19 protein-coding genes are annotated in these 23,432 nt (G+C 74.6%); 12 read left to right on the top strand and 7 right to left on the bottom strand.

The genetic code is table 11. The annotated features are described in order from the left end of the window. Positions 1-89: 89 nt before the first annotated feature. A complete protein-coding gene (gene corA / locus D5H75_RS42580) occupies positions 90-1,067 on the bottom strand; it encodes a magnesium/cobalt transporter CorA (RefSeq protein WP_119925013.1) in 978 nt (325 codons plus the stop codon). A gap of 36 nt (positions 1,068-1,103) precedes the next feature. Here corA and D5H75_RS42575 point away from each other — a divergent pair, with 36 nt between their 5' ends. The 5 genes from D5H75_RS42575 to mshC all read left to right on the top strand — a co-directional run bounded on the left by D5H75_RS42575 (position 1,104) and on the right by mshC (position 5,390). Further along, positions 1,104-1,844 (top strand): histidine phosphatase family protein, encoded by a 741-nt coding sequence (locus tag D5H75_RS42575; protein ID WP_119925012.1) that lies wholly within the window; start codon positions 1,104-1,106, stop codon positions 1,842-1,844. Between the two features lie 204 nt (positions 1,845-2,048). Beyond that, on the top strand, positions 2,049-2,618 hold the full coding sequence (locus tag D5H75_RS04575) for a DUF3090 family protein (RefSeq protein ID WP_119925011.1): 570 nt from the start codon (positions 2,049-2,051) through the stop codon (positions 2,616-2,618). Beyond that, entirely contained in the window at positions 2,615-3,379 is a 765-nt protein-coding gene (locus tag D5H75_RS04570) for an SCO1664 family protein (protein ID WP_119925010.1), read from the top strand. Before D5H75_RS04575 ends, D5H75_RS04570 begins: the two co-directional genes overlap by 4 nt. A gap of 58 nt (positions 3,380-3,437) precedes the next feature. Continuing rightward, positions 3,438-4,142: an NRDE family protein gene (locus D5H75_RS04565; protein WP_119925009.1), complete on the top strand. Its 705-nt coding sequence runs from the start codon at positions 3,438-3,440 to the stop codon at positions 4,140-4,142. 21 nt (positions 4,143-4,163) lie between these two features. Next, on the top strand, positions 4,164-5,390 hold the full coding sequence (gene mshC, locus D5H75_RS04560; protein WP_119925008.1) for a cysteine--1-D-myo-inosityl 2-amino-2-deoxy-alpha-D-glucopyranoside ligase: 1,227 nt from the start codon (positions 4,164-4,166) through the stop codon (positions 5,388-5,390). A gap of 132 nt (positions 5,391-5,522) precedes the next feature. Here mshC and D5H75_RS04555 read toward each other — a convergent pair whose 3' ends face one another. The 3 genes from D5H75_RS04555 to bdeA all read right to left on the bottom strand — a co-directional run bounded on the left by D5H75_RS04555 (position 5,523) and on the right by bdeA (position 9,795). Further along, positions 5,523-7,367 (bottom strand): AMP-dependent synthetase/ligase, encoded by a 1,845-nt coding sequence (locus D5H75_RS04555; RefSeq protein WP_119925007.1) that lies wholly within the window; start codon positions 7,365-7,367, stop codon positions 5,523-5,525. A 97-nt stretch (positions 7,368-7,464) separates the two neighbouring features. Then, positions 7,465-8,667 (bottom strand): PucR family transcriptional regulator, encoded by a 1,203-nt coding sequence (locus tag D5H75_RS04550; RefSeq protein ID WP_119925006.1) that lies wholly within the window; start codon positions 8,665-8,667, stop codon positions 7,465-7,467. Positions 8,668-8,877: 210 nt separating this feature from the next. Continuing rightward, positions 8,878-9,795 carry a bis(hydroxyethyl) terephthalate hydrolase gene (gene bdeA, locus D5H75_RS04545; RefSeq protein WP_119925005.1) on the bottom strand — a complete coding sequence of 306 codons (918 nt, stop codon included), beginning with the start codon at positions 9,793-9,795 and terminating at the stop codon, positions 8,878-8,880. A gap of 325 nt (positions 9,796-10,120) precedes the next feature. Between bdeA and D5H75_RS04540 the strand changes: the two genes are divergently transcribed. The 6 genes from D5H75_RS04540 to D5H75_RS04515 all read left to right on the top strand — a co-directional run bounded on the left by D5H75_RS04540 (position 10,121) and on the right by D5H75_RS04515 (position 17,179). After that, positions 10,121-12,013: a substrate-binding domain-containing protein gene (locus D5H75_RS04540; protein WP_202637799.1), complete on the top strand. Its 1,893-nt coding sequence runs from the start codon at positions 10,121-10,123 to the stop codon at positions 12,011-12,013. 195 nt (positions 12,014-12,208) lie between these two features. Then, positions 12,209-13,012, top strand: a complete 804-nt coding sequence (locus D5H75_RS04535) for an ABC transporter ATP-binding protein (protein WP_119925003.1) — start codon at positions 12,209-12,211, stop codon at positions 13,010-13,012. Further along, entirely contained in the window at positions 13,009-13,791 is a 783-nt protein-coding gene (locus tag D5H75_RS04530; RefSeq protein ID WP_119925222.1) for an ABC transporter ATP-binding protein, read from the top strand. The genes D5H75_RS04535 and D5H75_RS04530 overlap by 4 nt, the downstream gene beginning before the upstream one ends. Beyond that, on the top strand, positions 13,788-14,678 hold the full coding sequence (locus D5H75_RS04525; RefSeq protein WP_119925002.1) for a branched-chain amino acid ABC transporter permease: 891 nt from the start codon (positions 13,788-13,790) through the stop codon (positions 14,676-14,678). Before D5H75_RS04530 ends, D5H75_RS04525 begins: the two co-directional genes overlap by 4 nt. Next, on the top strand, positions 14,671-15,915 hold the full coding sequence (locus tag D5H75_RS04520) for a branched-chain amino acid ABC transporter permease (RefSeq protein ID WP_340137747.1): 1,245 nt from the start codon (positions 14,671-14,673) through the stop codon (positions 15,913-15,915). Before D5H75_RS04525 ends, D5H75_RS04520 begins: the two co-directional genes overlap by 8 nt. 16 nt (positions 15,916-15,931) lie before the next feature. Continuing rightward, positions 15,932-17,179 (top strand): ABC transporter substrate-binding protein, encoded by a 1,248-nt coding sequence (locus D5H75_RS04515; protein ID WP_340137746.1) that lies wholly within the window; start codon positions 15,932-15,934, stop codon positions 17,177-17,179. A 303-nt stretch (positions 17,180-17,482) separates the two neighbouring features. Here D5H75_RS04515 and D5H75_RS04510 read toward each other — a convergent pair whose 3' ends face one another. The 3 genes from D5H75_RS04510 to D5H75_RS04500 all read right to left on the bottom strand — a co-directional run bounded on the left by D5H75_RS04510 (position 17,483) and on the right by D5H75_RS04500 (position 19,451). Next, positions 17,483-17,947 carry a YbaK/EbsC family protein gene (locus tag D5H75_RS04510; RefSeq protein ID WP_119925000.1) on the bottom strand — a complete coding sequence of 155 codons (465 nt, stop codon included), beginning with the start codon at positions 17,945-17,947 and terminating at the stop codon, positions 17,483-17,485. A 96-nt stretch (positions 17,948-18,043) separates the two neighbouring features. After that, positions 18,044-18,892 (bottom strand): PAC2 family protein, encoded by an 849-nt coding sequence (locus D5H75_RS04505; RefSeq protein WP_119924999.1) that lies wholly within the window; start codon positions 18,890-18,892, stop codon positions 18,044-18,046. A 100-nt stretch (positions 18,893-18,992) separates the two neighbouring features. Next, a complete protein-coding gene (locus D5H75_RS04500; RefSeq protein ID WP_119924998.1) occupies positions 18,993-19,451 on the bottom strand; it encodes a universal stress protein in 459 nt (152 codons plus the stop codon). Positions 19,452-19,924: 473 nt separating this feature from the next. Between D5H75_RS04500 and metH the strand changes: the two genes are divergently transcribed. Beyond that, the gene (gene metH, locus D5H75_RS04495) at positions 19,925-23,395 is read left to right on the top strand and encodes a methionine synthase (protein ID WP_119924997.1); all 3,471 of its coding nucleotides are present in this window, start codon (positions 19,925-19,927) and stop codon (positions 23,393-23,395) included. Positions 23,396-23,432 lie beyond the last annotated feature (37 nt).

The following is a 23,432-nucleotide window of genomic DNA, read 5'->3' as shown; positions in this document are numbered from 1 at the left end:
TTCGCGGCATTCCCGTCATCCCGCTGAGGCCGGTGAGACGAGACCGGCCGGACGAGACCGGCCGGATGAGACCGTCCGGACGAGACCGGTCAGAGCCAGCCGCTGCGGCGGAACAGCCGGTAGAGGACGTAGCAGATGGTCCCCATGACGACGAGGGCCAGCGGATACCCGAAGGTCCACCTCAGCTCGGGCATGTGGTCGAAGTTCATCCCGTAGATCCCGGCGATCATGGTGGGCACGGCGACGATCGCGGCCGCCGCCGAGATCTTGCGCATGTCCTCGTTCATGCGCACGCTCACCTGCGCCAGGTTCGCGTTCAGCACGGAGGTGAGCAGTTCGTTGTCGGAGTCGAGCGTGCCGGTCACCCGGATCACGTGGTCGGCCACGTCCCGGAAGTACGGCAGCGTCTCCTCGGCCAGCTCGGGCACCGCCCCGCTCACGATCTCCCGCATCACCGGGATCAGCGGCTGCACCGCGCGGCGGAACTCCAGCACCTCCCGCTTCAGCGCGTAGATCGCCGCCGCGTCGCTGGTGCGCTCGCTGGAGAACACGCGGTTCTCCAGGTCGATGATGTCCGCCTCGACCTCCAGCGAGATCGTGTCGTAGGTGTCCACCACCTCGTCGAAGACGGCGTACATCACCCCGCTCGGGCCGAACCTGACCAGCTCGGAGTCCGCCTTGTCCATGCGCCGCCGCACCCCGTTGAGGGGGTTCCCCACGCCGTGCCGCACCGTCACCACGAACCGGTCGCCGAGGAACACCATGATCTCGCCGACCTCGATGTCGGAGGTCTTCTCGATGTACCGCAGCGTCTTCAGCACCACGAACAGCGTGTGCTCGTAGCGTTCGAGCTTGGGCCGCTGGTGCGCGTGCACCGCGTCCTCCACGGCCAGGGGGTGCAGCTTGAACTCGTCGGCGATGAGCGCCAGTTCGTCCTGGGTCGGCTCCAGCAGGCCGATCCACAGGAAGCCGTCGGGGTGCTCCCTCGCGCGGTCGAGCGCGTCGCTCAGGTCGCCCTCGACCGTCTGGCGGGTACCCCCGTGGTAGATGGCGCAGTCTACGATCACACGAGCATTGTCACCCGAACGCGGCGAGGATCACCCGTGACGACCGTTCTTCTCGTACGGCACGGCCTGACGGCGCTCACCGGCGCCACCCTGGCCGGCTGGACCCCCGGCGTGCACCTGGACGAGCGCGGCCGCGAGCAGGCCCGCGCCCTGGGCGCCCGCCTGGCCCCGCTGCGCCTGGACGCGGTCGTGTCGAGCCCGCTGGAGCGCTGCGTGGAGACCGCGCGGGCCGTCGCGGGCGGCGCCGAGGTGGCGATCGACGAGCGGTTCGGCGAGTGCCGGTACGGCGACTGGACCGGGCGCCCGCTGAAGGAGCTGGCCGAGGAGCCGCTGTGGCGAGTCGTGCAGGCGCACCCGAGCGCCGCCCGCTTCCCGGGCGGGGAGTCCCTGGCCGAGACCCAGCACCGGGCGGTCGCCGCGATCCGCGACTGGAACGCCCGCCTCGGCCCGGACGCCGTCTACCTGGTGTGCAGCCACGGCGACGTCATCAAGGCGATCACCGCCGACGCGCTGGGGCTGCACCTGGACCAGTTCCAGCGCGTCGTCGCGGACCCCGCCTCCCTCACCGTGATCCGCTACACCGAGCTGCGCCCCTTCGTGCTGCGCCTCAACGACACCGGCGGCGGCGTCGAGGACCTGGTCGCCACCGTGCAGAAGGGCGAGGGCGCCGAGGGCGGCGACGCCACCGTCGGCGGCGGCGCGGGCGCCGCCGCCGCGCCCCCGCCCGATCCCGCACCGGATCCGGCCCCCGCGCCCGATCCCGCCCCCTCCGCCTGACCGGCGAGGCCGCAAGCCGTCCCGCCCCGCGGGGCCCGTGCCGCAAGGCGCCGCCGGGCGCGGGCGGCCGCCGTACGGCACGCGGGGCGGCGGGCGCGGGGCAGGGGGCGCGCGGCGCGGGGCAGGGGGCGGGCGTGCGACGCGGGCGGCGCGTTGGGCGGGGAGGGCGGCATGGGGAGACGGCGGGGGATATAGGGTCGGAGCATGCCGGTCTATGACTACGATCCGCCGGAGAGGTTCGTGGCCGGCGCCGTCGGGCAGCCGGGCGCGCGCACCTTCTTCCTCCAGGCCCGGGCCCAGGGGCGGCTGACCACGGTGGGGCTGGAGAAGTTCCAGGTGGCCGTGCTCGCCGACCGGCTCGACGAGCTGCTGGACGAGGTGCTGCGCCGCAGCGGCGGCCGCGCCGCCGTGCCCGCGGTCGCTCCGGCCGACCTCGCCGACGACGCCCCGCTCGAACAGCCGATCATGGAGGACTTCCGGGTCGGCACGATGGCCCTGGCCTGGGATCCCGAGAACGAACAGGTGATCATCGAGGCCAAGGAGGTCACCGAGGACGAGGAGGAGCCCGAGGGCCTGTCCCTGGCCGAGGACGAGGAGGCCATGGTGCTGCGGGTGCGCATCAGCCCCGCCGCCGCCCGCGCCTTCACCCAGCGCGCGCTCCAGCTCGTCGCCGCCGGTCGGCCCCCGTGCCCGCTGTGCGGGCTGCCGCTCGACTCCACCGGTCACGTCTGTCCCCGGCAGAACGGCCGACGCGGGCCGACCACCGAGATATGACCTCCAGCGAGCACCGCCCCGCGATCAGCGGGGAGGGTGAGCCGACCCTCGACGACGCGACGGCGCTCAAGCTGCTGCGCCACGGCCACATCGAGGTGGCCGGGCGGCTGATCGAGGCCACGAACATGACGCTGTACTGCACGGCGACGCTCGGCGAGGTCACCGCGGCCTGCGTCTACAAGCCCGTGCGCGGGGAGCGCCCGCTGTGGGACTTCCCCGACGGCACGCTCGCCGCGCGCGAGGTGGCCGCGTTCGAGGTCTCCAACGCGACCGGCTGGCGCATCGTGCCGCCCACGGTCTACCGCGAGGGCCCCTTCGGCCCCGGCATGTGCCAGCTCTGGGCCGAGCCCGACCGCACGGTGGACCTGAGCGTGCTGATGCGCAGCCGCCACCCCGGCCTGCGGCGCATGGCGGTGTTCGACGCGGTGGTCAACAACGCCGACCGCAAGGGCGGGCACCTGCTGCCGATGCTGGACGGGCACATCCACGGCGTGGACCACGGCGTGTGCTTCTCGCCGGAGGACAAGCTGCGCACGGTGCTGTGGCAGTGGCGGGGCAAGCCGCTGCTGCGCGAGGCCGTCCGCGTGCTGACCCGGCTCGAACGCGACATCGAGTCCGGGCCGCTGGGCCGCCGCCTGCGCGAGCTGCTCGCGCTCTCCGAGGTGGAGGCCACCTGGCAGCGCGTGCGCCGGCTGCTGGCGACCGGCGTCCACCCCTATCCGTCGGAGGGCTGGCCGGCGATCCCCTGGCCGCCGATCTGATGCCCGTCCCCTCCCCGCGCGCCCCCCGCCCCTCGTTACCCCTCCACGGTGATCATTGATGTGCACTGTCGTCGTCTCCTGGGCGCCCGGGGCGCCCACCCTGCTGCTCGGCGTGCGCGACGAGGTCGCCGACCGTCCCTGGGAGGGCCCGGGCGCCCACTGGCCGCAGTGGCCCGGGCTGCTCGGCGGGCGCGACCTGCTCGCGGGCGGGACCTGGCTGGCGGTGGACCCGCGCCTGCCGCGCGCCGCCGCGCTGCTCAACGGCGTCGGCCCGCTGGCCCCCGGGTCCGTCCGCCGCTCCCGGGGCGAGCTGCCGCTCCGGGTCGCCGCGACCGGCGTCCTCGACGGGGACCTGTCCGTCTACGACCCGTTCCACCTGGTGCTCGCCGAGCCCTCCGGGTTGCGCATGTGGCACTGGGACGGCGTACGGCTGACGCGGTCGGCGCCGCCCCCCGGGGTGCACATGATCGTGAACAGCGGGTGGGAGCGGGGCACGGACAACCCGCGCGTCGCGCACTTCCTGCCCCGGTTCGCGGCGGAGCCGGAGCGGAAGGCGTGGCGGGAGATCGCGACGGGCGGGGACCGGCCCGCGCCGGAGGACCCCCGGGCGCTGATCGTGCGGGCCGAGCTGCCCGACGGGCGGGCGTGGGGGAGCTCCTCGGTGAGCCTCCTCGAACTCGGCGGGGACGGCCTCGCCTACGAGTTCTCGGACCTGTCCGCGTGGCGTCCGGTGGAGATCGATCCCGAACCTTTCCCCACATAGCAGGCGTATAGGCTGGCAATCATGAGATCGTGGTCCGTTTCTGAGCCGCCCGGCCTGCCCGGCCCGGGCCTGCCCCTCCGCCTGTACGACACCTCGGCGCGGGAGGTGCGGCCCACCGACCCGGGCCCCACGGCGAGGATGTACGTCTGCGGGATCACGCCTTACGACGCGACCCACCTGGGTCACGCCAACACCTACGTCGCCTTCGATCTGGTCAACCGCGCCTGGCGCGACGCCGGGCACGCGGTGGACTACGTCCAGAACGCCACCGACGTGGACGACCCGCTGCTGGAGCGCGCCAACGCCACCGGCGAGGACTGGCGGGCCCTCGCCGACCGCGAGATCGAGCTGTTCCGCGCCGACATGACCGCGCTGAACGTGCTCCCGCCCAAGGAGTACGTCGGCGCCGTCGAGGCGATCCCGCTGGTCGTGGAGCTGATCGAGAAGCTGCGGGAGAAGGGCGCCGCCTACGAGGTGGACGGCGACGTCTACTTCCCCGTCGGCTCCGACCCGCGCTTCGGCGAGGTGTCCGGGCTGGACCGCGAGACCATGCTGCGGCTGTTCGCCGAGCGCGGCGGCGACCCCGACAGGCCCGGCAAGAAGGACCGGCTCGACTGCCTGCTGTGGATGTCCCAGCGCGAGGGCGAGCCCGGCTGGGACTCGCCGTTCGGCAAGGGCCGCCCGGGCTGGCACATCGAGTGCGCGGCGATCTCGCTGCGGTACCTGGAGATGGGCTTCGACCTCAACGGCGGCGGCTCGGACCTGATCTTCCCGCACCACGAGATGGGCGCCTCCGAGGGGCAGGTCGTCACCGGCTCCTGGCCGTACGCCCGCCGCTACGCCCACGCCGGCATGGTCGGCCTGGACGGCGAGAAGATGTCCAAGTCCCGCGGCAACCTGGTCTTCGTGTCCCGGCTGCGCGAGAGCACCGACCCCATGGCCATCCGCCTGGTGCTCCTGGCCCACCACTACCGCTCGGACTGGGAGTACACCGCCGACCAGCTCGCCGCGGCCGAGGCCCGCCTGGACCGCTGGCGCCGCGCGGTGGCCGTCCCCGGCGCCCCGCCCGCCGACGCCGTCCTGGCCCGGGTCCGCGAGCGCGTCGCCGACGACCTGGACGCCCCCGGGGCCGTGGCCGCCATCGACGCCTGGGCCGACGCCGCCCTGGCCGCCGACTCCGGTGCCGGTTCCGGCGCGGGCGACCTGGTCCGCGCGACCGCCGACGCCCTCCTCGGCGTCCGCCTCTGACCGGGCCCCCGCCGCTCCGGCCTTGATCCACCCCGGAACGCCCGCCCCGTCCCGCCGTACGGCGCGGCGCGGGCGGGCGTCCCGCCGTACGGCGAGGCGCCGGCCGTACGGCGGAACGCGGGGGAGCGGGGGTCAGGTGGCGTCGTAGAGGGTGTCGATGACGTCGGCGTACTTGGCGTGGATGACGCGGCGCTTGAGGGAGAACTTGGGCGTCAGCTCGTCGGTCTCGGTGGTCCACTCGACCGGGAGGACGCGCCAGTGCTTGATCTGCTGCACGCGGGCGAGGCGGGCGTTGGCCTGCTCCACGGCGGTCGCGACCTCCGCGACGACCTCGGGCCGCTCGGCGAAGTCGGCCAGGCTCGTGAAGGGGATGCCCCGCGCCTCGGCCCACCTGGGGGCCACCTCGGGGTCGAGCGTGATCAGGGCGACGGGGTAGGGGCGGCGGTCGCCGTACGCCAGGGCCTGGGCGATCAGCGGGTGCCGCTTGAGGTGGTTCTCGATCAGTGAGGGGGCCACGTTCTCGCCGCCGGCGGTGATGAACAGCTCCTTCTTGCGGTCCACCACGCGGTAGTAGCCGTCCTCGTCCACCTCGCCCACGTCGCCGGTGCGCAGCCAGCCGTCGGCGTCGATCAGCTCGGCGGTGGCCTCGGGCAGGTTGCGGTAGCCGGAGGCGGCGATGGGCCCGCGCATGAGGATCTCGCCGTCCTCGGCCAGGCGGACCTCGACGCCCGGGACGGCGCGGCCGACCGAGCCGAAGCTGTAGTCCCCGGGGCCGTTGGCGGTGAACGCCCCGGTGGTCTCGGTCATGCCGTAGACCTCCAGGATGTTGATCCCCAGCCCGGCGAAGAAGCGCTGCACGTCCAGGGACAGCGGCGCGGCGCCGGAGCCGACCCAGTGGGCCCGGTCGAAGCCGATCAGCCCGCGGATGGTGGACAGCAGGCTCGCGTCCGCCTTCTCGTACGCCTCGCGGATCTCCTCCGGCGGGGTCGCGCCGCGCTGCCCGGCCTCCAGGTAGGCGACTCCCGCGGCCATCGCCTCGCGCACCCTGGCCTGCTGCTCCTCGGGCTGGGTGGCGAGCACGGCCAGGAGGCCGGCCATGAGCTTCTCCCAGACGCGCGGCACGCCGAAGAAGGTGGCCGGGCGCACCTGGCGCAGCACCCCGGCGAGTTGCAGCGGGTCGGGGCAGAAGTGCACGTGGGAGGCCTTGAACAGGGGCAGGTACATGCTGAGCACGCGCTCGGCGATGTGGGCGTAGGTGAGGTAGGAGATCTGCGGGTTCAGCTCGCCCAGCTCGCCCACCCGGTCGACGACGGCCACCTCGAAGCAGACGTTGGCGTGCGTGAGCGGGACGCCCTTGCAGACACCGGTGGTGCCCGAGGTGTACAGGACGGTGAGGGTGTCCTCCGGGCGGATGGCCTCGTACCTCGCCCGCACCGCGGCCTCGTCGTACCGCTCCCGGCCCAGCTCCATCAGCCGGTCCCAGGTCAGGTAGCGCTCGCCGTCCGGGCAGGCCGCCGGGTCCAGGACGATCACGTGCTCGATGTGGGGCAGCTCCGCGAGCGCGCTCTCCCAGCGGGCCAGGTCCGCCGCGCCGCCGAGGACCACGGCGCGGGCCCGGCAGTCCGCGGCGATGTAGGAGACCTGCTCGGGGGCCAGCGTCGCGTAGACGGTGATCGGCACGGCGCCCGCGTGCAGCGCGCCGAGGTCGGCGAGCACGTGCTCGGTCCGGTTCACCATCATGAGCGTGACGGCGTCCCCGGGCTCGATGCCCAGCGCCAGGAACGCCGAGGCCGCCTCCAGGACGCGCCGCCGCGCCTCGCCGTACGTCAGGGTGTCCCATCCGTCGCCGGCGGGGTTGGAGTAGGCGGGGGCGTCGGGATGCGCGGCGGTGATGTCGGCGAACTGGGCGCAGATGGTGCGACCGGCGATCTCGTCCAGGATGGCGGCACGCTCGGCGAGGATGGGGGAATCGGCCATGCGCGAGTCCAATCAGTGACCACTTACAAGGGTGGGTGTATCTGACCACGCCCCGCCCCCCGGGGCAATACCTCGCGCCGCCGCGATCCGGGCCGGATCAGGCGGGCGGGCCGAGCGTGTGGGCGCTCAGGGCCAGGGCCAGCTCGGCCAGGTGGCGGGGGCGGGTGACGGAGCGGCCGGTGAGCTCCTCGATCTTGCGCAGCCGGTTCAGGACCGTGTTCGGGTGGCAGTACAGGCGGGACGCGGCGCGCGGCGCCGAGCCGTCGCAGTCGATCCAGGTCGAGAGCGTGGACAGCAGGACCGCGCGGAAGACCGGCTCGACCCCGTCCAGGCCGCCCAGGACCTCCCCGGCCAGGCGGCCGGACAGCTCCGGCTGGGAGACGATCAGCGCCTCGGGCAGGCGGCGGTCCAGGCGGGCGATCTCGGTCTCCGGCGCGCGGCACGTGCGCAGCGCGAGCTCCGCCAGCCAGCGGGCGCGGCCCAGGTCGGCCAGGCTCTCCACGACCGGGCTGATCCCGGCGTGCCCGCGCACGCGCGGCGCGAGCACCTCCACGAGGTCGTCCAGGCCCGCCGCGCCCAGCGCGACCAGGCCGATCTGGGCGTCGGCGCGCATCCGCCAGACGAAGCGCAGCCCGCCGCCGTCCCCGGGCCGGTCGAACCCGCCCCCCTCCAGCGCGTCGCCCTGGCTCAGCACCACCACGGCGTACCTGCCGCGCGCGGGCAGCCCGAGCAGCCGCGTCACGGTCGGCAGCAGCGCCGGCTCCCCGCCCCGGCCCTCCAGCAGCGCGTCCACGAGCGCGTGCACCCGCTCCTCGCTGCGCCGCAGCAGTTCGTACTCGGTCCGCCGGTAGGCCTCGGCGGCGGCCGAGGACTGCTCGTCGATCGTGTGCCAGGTGCGGGTGGCGTGCCGTACCAGGGAGGTCACGTGCTCCGGGTCGTCCTCGGTCACGACCTCGACGAGCCCGTCCCAGAACACCCGCCCGGCCAGCCGGTACGACCGCAGCAGGTGGTCCAGCGGCAGGCCCTGCTCGGCGCGGCGGCGGCCGAGCCAGGCGGCCCACTCCAGGTCGGCGCGGCCGTCGCCCGGCCGCAGGATCGCCCGCATCCCGTGGCCCAGGCCCAGGTGGCAGGAGTCCCACAGATCGTCGGTGAGCCCGGCGGGCCGGTCGCGGCCCTCGCCGCGCAGGATCTCGGCCACCAGCCGGTCGGCGAGCCGGGGCAGCTCGCCCGACAGCCGCCGCACCGCCGCGCGTACCACGGCGCCGCTCTCCCGACCGCGCGCCTCCGCCGCGACGTTCACGCGCCACCTCCGGCCGTCGTTCGGGGCCGCCCGGCCCAGGCGCGGGCGCCCACAGGTGCGCCCATGCTGTCATCCCGCTCCGGGTGTTTCCAGCGGAAACCGCCCGCGTTGTGTGGATTCACAGTCCGCCGGAGTCTCGGTCCGGCTCCGCGACGCGGCGGGCCGCCCCGCCGGGGTACGGCGGGGCGGCCCGGGCCGCTCGGGGCGGGGTCAGCCGGAGTGGGGGCAGGTGTCGCGGTACTCGGAGATCTCCGTGCTCACGCGCGGGGGCGGGCAGAGGAACTGCTCGTACCGGGTGTCGTTGTCGATGAAGCGCTTGAGCCAGGAGATGCTGAACCTGGCGATCGTGGTGTCGGAGACGTTCGGGGCGAAGTGGCTCGCCCCGTTGAGTTCCAGGTACGCCTTGTCCAGGGTGGACGGGAGACTGGCGTAGAACGGCTCGCTGTGGCTGGAGACCGGGGCGATCGAGTCGTTCTCGGCCCCGATGATGAGGGTGGGCACGCGGACCTCGGGCCAGGTCTTGTCGAGGTTCCACGGGGTGAGCGGGATCGCCGCCTGGAGCGAGGGGCGCGAGACCGTCGCTTCGAGGCTCCCGCCGCCGCCCATCGAGTGGCCCATCACGCCCAGGCGGGAGGCGTCGACGCGCGACCGGACGGAGCTGCGCTGGGTGAGGTAGTCCAGCGCGGCCAGGAGCTGGCGGCCGCGGCTGTCCGGCTGGTCGCCCGTGGTGATCGTGTCGATGGTGAAGATCACGAAGCCCTGGGAGGCCAGGCGCGGGCCGTACCACGCCATGCTGGACTGGGAGGCGGTGTAGCCCGGGGCGATCGCCACCGCGCCGAACGTGCCCTCGGCGGTGCTGGTCGGGTAGTAGATCGTGCCGCCGCCGAAGCCGCTGACCGCGAGCCTGGACACGCTCACCTGGGAGATCGCGAACGGGCCGCGCTCGGCCCGCACGCTCTGCTCGGTCGGCGCCGGGCCGCGCTCGTAGGGGTTCTGCGCCGCCTGGGCCGCCTGGGCCGTCCGCGCCGCGGGGGCCGCCGGGGCGGCGTGGGCGTGCGGCGCCACCGCGAAGGCGGCGGCGGCCAGGGCCACGAGGGCGGGGCAGACCCGTAGGGACCGGCTGGGCATGTCGGTGTCCTCTCTGGTCGGTTCCGCGCGGCGGGGGAGACCGCGCGGTAGTCAGGGAGTGTGAATCGCCGGGCGCGCTTCGGCAACGGTGTGAGACCTTCCGGCTCCCGCCCGTGAAATCCCCGGCGACCTGGGTGTACGGCGGGCCGGTTGGGCGTGGTCACAAAAGGCGGGCGGCAACGCGTTGGGCCGGGACAGTCTTGGCGCCGTCCCGTTGACCCCGCGGGAACGGGCCCGTGAACCTGCGGTGATCTGAGTGACCGGCGTGGCGGCACGGCCGACGCGGTTCGCCGCGGGCGCCGGCCGGACTGATCGGATGATCGCGATGAAGCCGAGCCGGAACGTGAACGGGCGTCATCACATCGAAGGGTCCGGGCGAGCGACGCCCGGCCTGGCGGACCCCCCGTACCCCGGCCGTTCCCGGGGCGGGCGGCGGCGGGCGCGGCGGGGGAGGGGCCGGGGCGCGGCGGCGCTGGCCGGGGCTCTCGTCTGCGCCGCGGTGCTGGCCGCCGCCGGCGTCCGCGCCCTGGACGCGGCGGCCGGGGAGCCCTGCGCGGGCCCCGTGCTCACGCTCCGGGTCGCGGTCGCCCCCGCGCTGGCCCCGGCCCTGCGGCCGGCGGCGGACCGCTTCGGCCGGAGCGCCCACGTCGTGGACGGGGCGTGCGCGCGGGCCGTCGTGCGGGCGGAGGACCCCGGCGCGACCGCCGCGCGGCTGGAGAGCGGGCGGGGGGAGCGGCCCGACGTCTGGATCCCCGACTCGGCGATGTGGCCCGCCCAGGTGCAGCGGCCGGGCGCGCTGCGCGTGACCGCGACCTCGGTCGCCCGCACGCCCCTGGTCGCCGGGCTGACCGGCCCGGACCCGGGCGCGGGCGGCACGCCGTCCTGGCGCGACCTGCTCGTCGCCGCCGGATCCCTGCCCGGGGCCGCGCGCCCGTCGCTGCGCCTGCGGGCGCCGGACCCCGGCCGGGACGCCTCGGGCCTGGGCCTGCTGATGATCACGCACGGCCTGCTGCGCCCGGAGCGGGCCGCGACGGGCCTGTTCACGAGCGTGGTCAGGTCGGTCCGCGAGCACCGCTTCGCGCCCCCGCGCCCGGGCGAGGACCCGGCCGCCGCCCTCGCCCGCGCCCTGGCGTCGTCCCCGCCCCGCTCGGCGTCACCGGCGCACCCGGCGGGCCGTACGGCGGATGCGGCGGCGACGGCCGGCCCGGCGGCCCCGGCGGAGGCGGCCCCGGCGGAGGCGGACGGGGCGGCGGACGGGGTGGCGGACGGGGCGGCGGGCGGGCTTGCGGGCGGGGCGGACGGGCGGCACGTGGCGGTGGTGGCCTCCGAGCAGGCGTTCTCGGCGTACGCCCGGAGCGGGCGGCCCCCGGTCCGCGTCCTGCGCCCGGCGGGGGCCGGCCTGGACCTGGATCATCCGTACGTCGTGACCGCCGCCACGGGCGCCGCGCGCCGCGCCGCCCTGCTGCTCGAACGCGAGCTGACCTCCGCCGCGACCCGGGCGGAGGTGCGCGCGGCGGGCTTCCGCACCGGGACGGGGGAGCCCCCTCCCGCGGCGGCGGAGGTGCGGCAAGTCGTGCAGGCCTGGTGGCGGCTCACGCTCACCGCCCGCATCCTGTCGCTGATCGACGTCTCGGGCTCGATGGCCGAGAAGGTGCCCGGCTCGGGGATCTCCCGCATGGAGGCGATCGTGCGCGTCTCGCGGGCGGGGCTGCGGCTCCAGCCCGACGACACCGAACTGGGCCAGTGGGTGTTCTCCACCCGGATGGACGGCCGCCGCGACTGGCGCGAGAACGTCTCCCTCGGCCCGCTCGGCCGGGACTCCCGGCGGCAGCGCATCCTCGGCGCGCTCGACCGCATGCGGCCGAAGCCGGACGGCGACACGGGCCTGTACGACACCGTGCTGGCGGCGTTCGAGCACATGACGCGGACCTACCGGCCGAACATGGTCCACACCGTGCTGCTGTTCACCGACGGCCGCAACGACGACGCCGACGGGCCCACCCTGCGCGAGACGCTGGACCGGCTGCGCGAGATGTACGACCCGAGGAGGCCGGTGCAGATCGTCATGGTCGGGTTCGGGCCGGGCGTCGAGCGCGCCGAGCTCGAACGCATCGCCGAGGTGACGCGCGGCGGCGTCCACGTCGCCCGGACGACCGAGGACATCGAGCGCATCCTGCTGAACGTCACCGCGCGCCGCGTCTGCGCCCCGGACTGCTGAGGCCCGCGCGGCCGGGGGACTCGCCCGCCGCCCGCCCACGCGGGCCGCCCATGCTGCCATCGCGGAGCCGGCTTTTCCAGATCGGCCCGCCCGGACTGTGCGGGCGCACAATCGCGGGCCGCGCGGATTGCGTCCCCACCCCGCATTAGAACCTTGCTCTGGACCGGCCCCCGAAGCCCGTGCTGGGGTGCCCGCATGAGTCCCCCCGCGCTGCGAGTGCGCGACCTCACCGCCGCCTACGGGCCCGTCCCGGCGCTGCGCGGCATCACCCTGGAGGTGCCCGCCGGCGGCGTCGCCGCCGTCCTCGGCGGCAACGGCGCAGGCAAGTCCACCCTGCTGCGGGCCCTGTCCGGCGTGCTGCCGTTCCACGGCGGCGCGGTCACCGGCGGCGAGATCACCGCGGGCGGGACGAGCCTGCGCGGGCTGCGGCCGGACCGGATCGTCGCCGCCGGGGTGGTGCACGTCCCCGAGGGACGGCACGTCTTCGCCCGCATGACGGTGGCCGAGAACCTCCGGGCCGGCTCGCTGGGCGCGCGCGACCGCCGCCGCGCCGCCGAGGCCCGCGACCGCGTCCACGCCCTGTTCCCGATCCTGGCCGAGCGGTCCCGCCAGCCCGCCGGGCTGCTGTCGGGCGGCGAGCAGCAGATGCTGGCCATCGGCCGCGCGCTCATGGCCGGCCCCGACCTCCTCCTGCTCGACGAGCCGTCCCTGGGCCTGGCCCCGCTGGTCACCGCCCGCATCGCCGGCACGATCACCGAGATCAACCGGTACGGCACCGCCGTCCTGCTCATCGAGCAGAACGCGGCCCTGGCGCTCCGCCTCGCCGATCACGCCTACGTCCTGGAGACCGGCGCGGTCGCCCTGCACGGCACGGCGGACGAGCTGGCCGCCTCCGACGAGGTCCGCCGCCGCTACCTCGGGGTGGCCACCTCCGGGGAGGACGAGGAGGACCTCGGCCCCGGCCCCGCCGTACGGCCCCTGGCCAGGTGGGCCGGATGAGCGGCGAGGTCCCCCGGCTGGAGGTGCGCGACGTCACCGTGCGGTTCGCGGGCGTGACGGCGCTGGACGGCGTGGGCTTCACGGTGGAGCCGGGCTCCCTGCACGCGGTGATCGGCCCGAACGGGGCCGGCAAGTCCACCTGCTTCAACGTCCTGTCGGGCCTGTGCCGGCCCGCGTCCGGCAGCGTGCGGCTCGGCGGGACCGAGCTGGTCGGGCTGCCCCCGCACCGGATCGCCGCGCTCGGCGTCGCGCGGACCTTCCAGAACATCGCCCTGTCGCCGCACCTCACCGCCGCCGGCAACCTCATGCTCGCGCGGCACCGGCTCACCCGCGCCGGGTTCCTGGCCTGCGGGCTGCGCCTGCCGTCCGCCCGGCGGGAGGAGCGCCGCCACGCCGCCCGGGTGCGGGAGATCGCCGAGTTCACCGGGGTCGCCGCGCACCTGGCCACGCCCGCCGGGCTGCTGCCGTACGGCGTGCGCAAACGGCTGGAACTCGCCCGCGCGCTCTGCCTGGAGCCCGCGGTGCTGCTGCTCGACGAGCCCGTCGCCGGGATGAACGGCGGCGAGCGGCGGGAGATGGCCCGCACGATCCAGCGGGTCCGCGCCGGGCTCGGCGTGTCGGTCCTGCTCGTGGAGCACGACATGGACCTGGTGGCGCGGCTGGCCGACGAGGTCACCGTGCTCGACTTCGGCCGGCGGATCGCCGGGGGGACGCCGGAGGAGATCCAGCGGCACCCCGACGTGGTCCGCGCCTACCTGGGAACGGAGGCCCCCGCGTGACCGCGCTGGCGGAACTGCTCGTCAACGGGCTCGCGTCCGGCGCGGTGTACGCGCTCGTGGCGCTGGGATTCGTGATCGTCCACCGCTCGACCGAGGTGATCAACTTCGCTCATCCGTCGCTGCTGCTGGCCGGCGGGTACCTCGTCGCGGTGCTCCACGACGACATCGGGTTCTGGCCCGCGCTCGGGGCCGGGGTGGCGGGCGCCGCCGCGCTGGGCGCGCTGGTGGAGTTCGTCGTGCTGCGGCGGCTGAGGTCCGGCTCGCACGGCACCCTGAGCATCGTCACGATCGGCGTGGACATCGTGCTCACCGTCGAGATCGCCCGCCGCATCGGCGCGGAGGTCCTGCCGCTCGGCGACCCCTGGGGCGACCGCGTGGTCCAGGTCGGCGGCGTCACGATCGCGCAGGCCCGGATCGCCGCCCTCGGCGTCGCCGTGGCCGCGATCACCGTGTTCCTGCTGGCCTTCAAGTACACCTCCTGGGGCGTGGCCATGCGCGCCGCCGCCGAGGACCGCGCCACGGCCGCGCTCATGGGCGTGCGGCTCGGCCGGGTCTCCGCGGGCGCGTGGGCGGTCGCCGGGGCGCTCGCCGCGCTGGCCGCGCTGTTCCTGTGCGTCTTCCCGACCCCGGGGCTCGACCGCGCCACCTCCTTCGCCGCGCTCAAGGCGCTGCCGGCGGCGGTGATCGGCGGCGTGGACTCCACCACGGGGGCGCTGGCCGGGGGCCTGCTGATCGGCGTGACCGAGGCCCTGGCCGTCGGCTACCAGGACGAGGCCGCGCTGCTGCGCGGCGGCTTCGCGGACATCGCCCCGTACCTCCTCATGATCGTCGTCCTCCTGATCCGCCCCACCGGACTCTTCGGGACCAGGGAGCTCGCCCGTGCCTGACTCCATCCCGCCCTCCGGGCGCCGCGACCCGGGCCCCGCCGGCGCCGGCACCCTCGCGGACCCCGCCGCGCCCGCGGGCGTGGCCTCCCCGCCGCCGGGCGGCGACGGCGCGCGCCCCGCGTCGCGGGCCGGGCGCGGCGGCTGGGCGCGGGCCGCCGCGGGGCTGGCCGCGGCGGCGGCCGTGTGCGCGGTCCCGTTCTACGCGGAGGCGTTCTGGCTCCAGGCCGGCCTGTTCGCGATGGCCGCGGCCATCGGCGCGATCGGGCTCAACCTGCTGACCGGGGTCGCCGGGCAGCTCTCCATGGGACACGCGTTCTTCCTCGCCGTGGGCGCCTACACCTACGTGTGGCTGGCCGCCGAACCGGAGCGCGCCGCCGGGCACACGCTCCACGGGCTCGGGTGGCCGCCCCCGCTCGCGGCCGCGGTCGCGGTCGCGGCCGCGGGGATCGCCGGCGGGCTGTTCAGCCCGATCGCGGGCCGGCTGCGCGGCGCCTCGCTGGGCATCGCGACGCTGGCGCTCGTCTTCCTCGGGCAGCACGTGCTCTTCCGCGCCGAGGCCGTCACCGGCGGCGTGAACGGCCGCGCCGTGCCGCCGATGGAGATCCTCGGGCTGCGCCTCGCCGACTCCCCGGAGCCGCCCGTCGTGCTGGGCGTGCCGTTCGGGGGGCTGGAGATGCTGTGGTTCCCCGGGGCGGCGCTGCTCGCCCTGGCCGCCTGGTTCGCCCGGGGCGTGGTGTACGGCAGGCCGGGGCGGGCGCTCACCACGATCCGCGACCACGAGATCGCCGCCGGGGCCATGGGCGTGCCCGTGGCGCGCTACCGGGCCGGGGTGTTCGTGGTCTCGTCGGTGTACGCCGGGCTCGCCGGGGTGCTGCTGGCGCTGGTCTTCCAGCGCGCGGTGCCGGAGTACTTCGGGCTCGCGCTCGCCCTCGACTACCTCGCGATGATCGTCATCGGCGGGCTCGGGTCGGTCGGCGGCGCGGCCGCGGGCGCGGTCTTCGTGTCGCTGCTGCCCCAGCTCCTCACCCGGTACGGCGACGCCATCCCCTTCGTGGCGCAGCCGGGCGAGGAGGGGCTGTCCCCCTCCGAGGCCGCCCGCGTCCTGTACGGCGCGGCGTTCGTCGCCGTGCTGCTCTACCTCCCCCGCGGCCTGCGCGGCCTCCTTCCCCGGTGCGCCGCCCCCGCCTCGCGGGCGCGGGCCGTACGCGCGGGGGACGCGGGTGATCCACCTCGATGACAAGGGAGCAATGAACATGAGAACTGTGCGCATCGGGATCGCCGCGGCGGTCGTGGCCTGCCTGGCCGCCGGATGCAGCGGGAAGGCCACGGGCGGAGGGGGCGAGTCCGGCGGCGTGAAGACCGGGCCCGGCGTCACCAAGGACACGATCACCGTCTCGGCCCTGACCGACCTGACCGGGCCCTACGCGGCGCTGGGCAAGGGGGTCACGCAGGCGCAGAAGCTCTACTTCGACCAGCTCAACGCGGCCGGCGGGGTGTGCGGGCGCAAGGTCGAGCTGCTGGTCCGCGACCACGGGTACGACGTGCAGAAGGCCGTCGCCGCCTACAGCGAGATCGCGCCCAGGTCCGCCGCGCTGCCGCAGGTGATCGGGTCGCCGATCACCAACGCGCTGCGGTCCCGGCTGGAGTCCGACAAGCTGCTGACGATCCCGCAGGCGTGGGCGCACACCCTGCTGGGCAGCAGGTACATCCAGCTCACGGGCACCACGTACGACATCGACATGGTCAACGCCGTCGCCTTCCTCGTGAAGGAGAAGGGCCTCAAGGCCGGGGACAGGATCGGGCACATCCACCTGGAGGGCGACTACGGCCAGAGCGCGCTGGCCGGGTCCCGGTTCGCCGCGGAGAAGAGCGGGCTGAAGCTGGTGGAACAGCAGGTCAAGGCCACCGACGCGGACATGACGGCGCAGGCGGCGGCGTTCCGCAAGGCCGGGGTGAAGGCGATCCTGGTCAGCGTCAGCCCCAAGCAGGCCGCGTCGCTGGCCGGGGTCACGGCGGCGATGGGGCTCAAGGTGCCGTTCGCGGCGAGCAACTCGGCGTTCGCGCAGCAGCTCCTGGCGACGCCGGTCGCGCCGGTGCTGGAGCGCGAGTACTACGTGATGACGGCCGCCACGCCGTTCAGCGCGGACGTCCCCGGGGTGAAGAAGCTCGCGGGCGACTACCAGAAGGCGTTCCCGGGGCAGCCGCTGGACTCCAGCGTGTTCTCCGGCTACACCACGGCGGCGATCGTCGGCGAGGCGCTCAAGAAGGCGTGCGCGGCCAAGGACCTGACGCGTGAGGGGATCGTGACCGCCCACCGCTCGGCCAAGGCCTTCGACATCGGCCTGGGCGGCGCGCCGCAGGACTACAGCCAGTGGACCCGCCCCGCGTCCCGCGCCGGCTACATCGTCAAGCCCGACAAGGCCGCCCTCGGCGGCACCCGCGTCCACCAGGAGCCCGCCGAGTCCGACCTGGCCAAGTCCTACAACCCGCCCGCCGGCTGACCTGCCGTATCATCTGATCACTCCGATCGGCGCTCTCCCGGAACCGCCACGGCCGCGACCCCGAACAGGCCGACCGCGTCGCCGGCATCCTCCGACGCCCCCCGCCCTGACGCCCCGCCCTGACGCCCCGCCCTGGAGCCCCGCCCTGGAGCCCAGCCCTGGAGCCCCGCCCTGGCGGCCCGCCGTACGGCACGGCGGGCCGCGCCGGCGGTGCGGCGAGGTGATGCGCCCGGCCGCGCCGGGGGGGCGGGACACCGCCTCGCCGATACGGCCGGGGCGGGGCCGCCCGCGGCGCCGAAGCCGTCAGTAGAGGAGCGGGTTCTCCAGCTCCTGGAGGGACTTGGGGCTGAGGGCGACGGACGTGGACAGGTCGCCGGCGTTGAAGTAGATCTCCTCCTCGTCCAGCAGGTCGGCGTCGAGGAGGAGGGGGAAGCCGTAGAGGCCGCCCAGGGGCGCCAGCTCGCCGAAGTCGCAGCCGGTCCGCTCCCGCAGGTGGTCGCGCGTGGCCAGCTTGACCTCGCGCGCCTCCAGGAGGGCGGCGGCGCGCTCGGGGTCGGCCCGCTTCTGGGCCTGGATCACCAGGATCGCGTAGGTCTTCTCGCCCGGGCGGCGCACCCGCAGGAAGATGGACTTGGCCTGCTGCTCGTAGGAGGTGCCGAGCACGCGGTGATACTCCTCGGCCGACCCGGCCGGGGGATGCGTGATCACCCGGTGGGCGACGCCGTTCGCGGTGAGGTACTCGACGATCTTCTCGTGCGCGCCGTTCATGGGCGGCTCCTGAGGCGGACGACCGGAACGCTGACGTGGCCGAGCGTAGCCGCGGGCGCGGCCGGACGGGGGGACGTCCGGCCGCGCGCCGCGCGGTCAGCCGTCGTTCTCGCGGCGGCGCAGGTAGCGCTCGAACTCGCGGGCGATGGCCTCGCCGCTGGCCTCGGGCAGGTCGGCCGCGTCCTTGCGCTCCTCCAGCTCGCGGACGTATTCGGCGACCTCGGCGTCCTGCTGCGCCAGCTCGTCCACCCCGCGCTCCCAGGCCTTGGACTCCTCCGGCAGGTCGCCGGCCGGCATGGGGACGCCGAGGATGTCCTCGGCGTTGCGCAGCAGCGCGAGCGTGGCCTTGGGGTTGGGGGGCTGGGCGACGTAGTGGGGGACCGAGGCCCACAGCGAGATCGCCGACAGCCCGGCGTTCTCGAAGGAGTTCTGGAGCACCCCCACGATGCCGGTCACGCCCTCGTAGCGGCTCAGCTCCAGGTCGAGCGTCCGCGCCAGGCCCGGGTCGCTGACCGAGGCCACGACGGGCACCGGCCGCGTGTGCGGGGAGTCGTTGAGCATCGCGCCGACCAGCAGCGTCTTCTCGATCCCCAGTTCGCGGACCACCGAGAGGATGTCGTCGCAGAAGGCGCGCCAGCGCATGTTGGGCTCGATGCCCCGGACCAGCACCACGTCGCGCTCCAGGCCCGGCGGGCGGGCCACCGAGAAGCGCGTCGTGGGCCAGGTGATGCGCCGCGTGGAGCCCTCCACGATCTCCACGCTCGGGCGGGTCACCTGGAAGTCGTAATAGTCCTCGGGGTCGAGGGCGAGCAGCGGCTCGGCCTTCCACGCCGTCTCCAGGTGGGAGATCAGGCCGCTGGCCGCCTCGCCGGCGTCGTTCCAGCCCTCGAAGGCGGCGATCAGCACCGGTTCGACGAGCTCGGGGACTCCGTCGAGCTCGATCACGCGGTCTCCTCACCGGCCGCTTACCGCGGCCTGTCGTCGTTTTACCGAACTCCAAGCGTACGTGGTCCGGCCCACATCCTCGGGGCGAACCCGAACAAGATCAACGTCCGCTCGTGGTGTGCACGATGAGGACGTCGCACTCGGCCCGGTGGGAGACGTTGGAGGGGACGGAGCCGAGGAGGCGGCCCGCCAGGCTGTTCAGGCCCCGGTTGCCGACGACGATCAGGTCGGCCGAGCGCTCGTCGGCCAGCTTCACCAGCACGTCCACGGCGTCGCCCGGCTCGGCCGCCAGCTCGACGTCGGTGGCGCCCGCGGCGAGCGCGCGGTCCTTGGCCGCCCGCAGCGCGTCCTCGGCGGGCGTGGACCCGGTGACCTTGTAGGCCAGGTCCCCGAGCGCGTCGGCGGCGGCGGCCCGCTCCCGCTCGGGCATCGGGTGGTAGGCGCAGGCCAGCACGAGCGTGGCGCCGGTGGCGGCGGCGAGCGCCCCGGCGGCGGTCACGGCGCGGAAGGAGGAGGCCGAGCCGTCGGTGCCGACGATGATGGTGCGGTAGGCGGTCACGGGGGGTGCACCTCGCTTCGAGTCACCCGCGCGTTCTGCGCGGCTGTACGTCGGGGACCATGGGGGAAGTCGGGGACACGGGTGAAGTCGGGGACACGGGTCAGGGGGAGCCTTTCACGCGGACCGGCCCCCCGGCCTCTCACGTACCGCTAAACCTGGGCCCCGCCGGTTCGCACTCCGGCGATCACGCGGCCCCGCCCCCGGCGTACGGCCGAGCCCTCCCCGCCCGCCCCTATGCGCGGCGCGGGACCGGGCGGGACGCCGTACGGCGGCGGTGCCGGGGTGACGCCGGGGTGACGCCGGGGTGACGCCATGGTGACCGCCGGGGTGACCGCCGGGGTGACCGCTGGGGTGACCGCCGTGGCGACTGTCGTGGTGACCGTCGTGGCGATGCCGGGGTGACGCGGCGGGGGCCCCGGGGGCGGCGGGCGCCAGGAATCCGATACCGCCCGATCCCTATAGGCTTGGGGACCATGAGCAGAGCATCGTCCTTCCGTGAAGTCCTGGGCCGGCGCGTGATCGTGGCTGACGGGGCCATGGGGACGATGTTGCAGGCCCATGACCTCACGCTGGCGGACTTCCAGGACCTCGAGGGCTGCAACGAGATCCTCAGCGTCACCCGGCCCGACGTGGTGCGCGCGATCCACGACGCCTACTTCGAGGTCGGCGTCGACGCGGTGGAGACCAACACCTTCGGCGCGAACCTGTCGGCCCTCGGCGAATACGACATCGCCGACCGCATCTACGAGCTGTCCGAGGCCTCGGCGCGGATCGCCCGCGAGTCCGCGGACGCCTGGTCCACGCCGGACCGGCCGCGCTTCGTGCTCGGCTCGATCGGCCCCGGCACCAAGCTGCCCACGCTCGGCCACGTCACCTTCGCCGCCCTGCGCGACGCCTACCTGCAGAACGCCTCCGGCCTGATCGCCGGCGGCGCCGACGCGATCATCATCGAGACCTGCCAGGACCTGCTCCAGACCAAGGCCGCGATCATCGGCACCCGCCGCGCGATCGCCGAGGCCGGCCGCGACGTCCCGGTCATCGCCCAGGTCACCATCGAGCTCAACGGCGCGATGCTGCTCGGCTCGGAGATCGGCGCGGCCCTGACCGCGCTGGAGCCGCTCGGCGTGGACGTGCTCGGCCTCAACTGCTCCACCGGCCCCGCCGAGATGAGCGAGCACCTGCGCTACCTGGCGCGGCACTCCCGGCTGCCGCTGTCCTGCATGCCCAACGCCGGGCTGCCGGTGCTCACCGCCGACGGGGCGCACTACCCGCTGACCCCGGAGGAGCTGGCCAACGCCCACGACCGCTTCACCGTGGAGTACGGCCTGTCGATCGTGGGCGGCTGCTGCGGCACCACCCCCGAGCACATGCGCCAGGTCGTCGAGCGGGTGCGCGCCCGCGAGGTCGCCGAGCGCGACCCGCGCCCCGAGCCCGGCGCCTCCTCGCTCTACCAGCACGTGCCGTTCCGCCAGGACACCTCCTACCTGGCGATCGGCGAGCGCACCAACGCCAACGGCTCCAAGGCCTTCCGCGAGGTCATGCTCGCCGGCAACTGGGACGAGTGCGTGGAGATCGCCCGCGGCCAGGCCCGCGACGGCGCCCACTTCCTCGACCTGTGCGTGGACTACGTCGGCCGGGACGGCGTGGCCGACATGGACGAGCTGGCGTTCCGCTTCGCCACCGCCTCGACCCTGCCGATCGTGCTCGACTCCACCGAGCCGGAGGTGCTGCGCGCCGGCCTGGAGCGCCTCGGCGGCCGCGCGGTGATCAACTCGGTCAACTACGAGGACGGCGACGGCCCCGACTCCCGCTGGCAGCGGCTGCTCCCGGTGGTCAAGGAGCACGGCGCGGCCGTCGTGGTCATGCTCATCGACGAGGAGGGCCAGGCCCGCACGGCCGACTGGAAGGTCCGCATCGCCGAGCGCGCCGTCAAGGACCTCACCGAGAACTGGGGCATGCGCGTCGAGGACATCATCATCGACGCGCTGACCTTCCCCATCGCCACCGGCCAGGAGGAGACCCGCCGCGACGGCGTCGAGACCATCGAGGCGATCCGCGAGATCAAGCGCCGCTGGCCCGGGATCCAGACCACGCTCGGCATCTCCAACGTCTCCTTCGGCCTCAACCCGGCCGCCCGCATCGTGCTCAACTCGGTCTTCCTGCACGAGTGCGTGCAGGCGGGCCTCGACTCGGCCATCGTGCACGCCTCCAAGATCCTGCCGATGAACCGGATCCCGGACGAGCAGCGGCAGGTCGCCCTGGACATGGTCTACGACCGCCGCCGCGAGGGCTACGACCCGCTCCAGCGGTTCATGGAGCTGTTCGAGGGCGTGGACGCCGCCGCCATGAAGGCCGGCCGCGCCGCCGAGCTGCTGGGCCTGCCGCTGTGGGAGCGGCTCAAGCGCCGCATCATCGACGGCGAGCGCAAGGGCCTGGAGGCCGACCTCGACGAGGCCCTGCGGGAGCGGCCCGCCCTGGAGATCATCAACGACGTGCTGCTCGACGGCATGAAGACGGTCGGCGACCTGTTCGGCTCCGGCCAGATGCAGCTCCCGTTCGTGCTCCAGTCCGCCGAGGTCATGAAGACCGCCGTCGCCTACCTCGAACCCCACATGGAGAAGACCGAGGACGGCGGCAAGGGCCGCATCGTGCTCGCCACCGTCAAGGGGGACGTGCACGACATCGGCAAGAACCTCGTGGACATCATCCTCACCAACAACGGCTACGAGGTGGTCAACCTCGGCATCAAGCAGCCGGTGTCGGCGATCATCGAGGCGGCCGAGCAGAAGCAGGCCGACGTGGTGGGCATGTCCGGCCTGCTCGTGAAGTCCACGGTGATCATGAAGGAGAACCTCGCCGAGCTGAACGAGCGCGGGCTGGCCGGCCGGTGGCCGGTGCTCCTGGGCGGCGCGGCCCTCACCCGGGCCTACGTCGAGCAGGACCTCGCGGGCATGTTCGAGGGCGAGGTGCGCTACGCCAAGGACGCCTTCGAGGGCCTGAAGCTCATGGACGCCTTCATGGCGGTCAAGAAGGGCGTGCCCGGCGCGGAGCTGCCCAAGCTGCGCGAGCGCCGGGTCAAGACGGGCGCGGTCCTGGAGCGCACGGCCGAGGAGGACCTGCCCGCGCGCTCGGACGTCGCCGTGGACAACCCGGTGCCCGTCCCGCCGTTCTTCGGCGACCGCGTCGTCAAGGGCATCCCGCTGGCCGACTACGCCGCGTTCCTCGACGAGCGGGCCACGTTCATGGGCCAGTGGGGCCTGAAGGCCGCGCGCGGCGGCGAGGGCCCCTCCTACGAGGAGCTCGTCGAGACCGAGGGCCGGCCGCGGCTGCGCATGTGGCTCGACCGGCTGCAGACCGAGGGCCTGCTGGAGGCCGCGGTCGTCTACGGGTACTTCCCGTGCGTCAGCGAGGGTAACGACCTGGTGATCCTCACCGAGTCGGGCGAGGAGCGCACCCGCTTCACGTTCCCGCGCCAGCGCCGCGACCGGCACCTGTGCCTGGCCGACTTCTTCCGGCCGCGCGAGTCCGGCGAGACCGACGTGATCGGGCTGCAGCTCGTCACCGTCGGCTCCCGGATCAGCGGGGCCACCGCCGAGCTGTTCGAGAAGAACTCCTACCGCGACTACCTGGAGCTGCACGGCCTGTCGGTGCAGCTCACCGAGGCCCTGGCGGAGTACTGGCACACCCGCGTCCGCGCGGAGCTGGGCTTCGGCGGTGAGGACTCGGCCAACGTGGAGGACTTCTTCAAGCTCGGCTACCGGGGCGCCCGCTTCTCGCTGGGATACGGCGCCTGCCCCGACCTGGAGGACCGCGCCAAGATCGTGGACCTGCTGCGGCCGGAGCGGATCGGCGTGACGCTGTCGGAGGAGTTCCAGCTCGTGCCCGAGCAGGCCACCGACGCGTTCGTGGTCCACCATCCCGAGGCCAAGTACTTCAACACCTGATCGGATCGACGGCGCCCCGCCGTGCCTCCCCATGCCC

This window comes from Bailinhaonella thermotolerans (assembly GCF_003594875.1).
GTDB lineage: Bacteria > Actinomycetota > Actinomycetes > Streptosporangiales > Streptosporangiaceae > Bailinhaonella > Bailinhaonella thermotolerans.
Note: the sequence above shows the minus strand (reverse complement) of the source record. Positions and strands in the feature narration are given on the sequence as shown.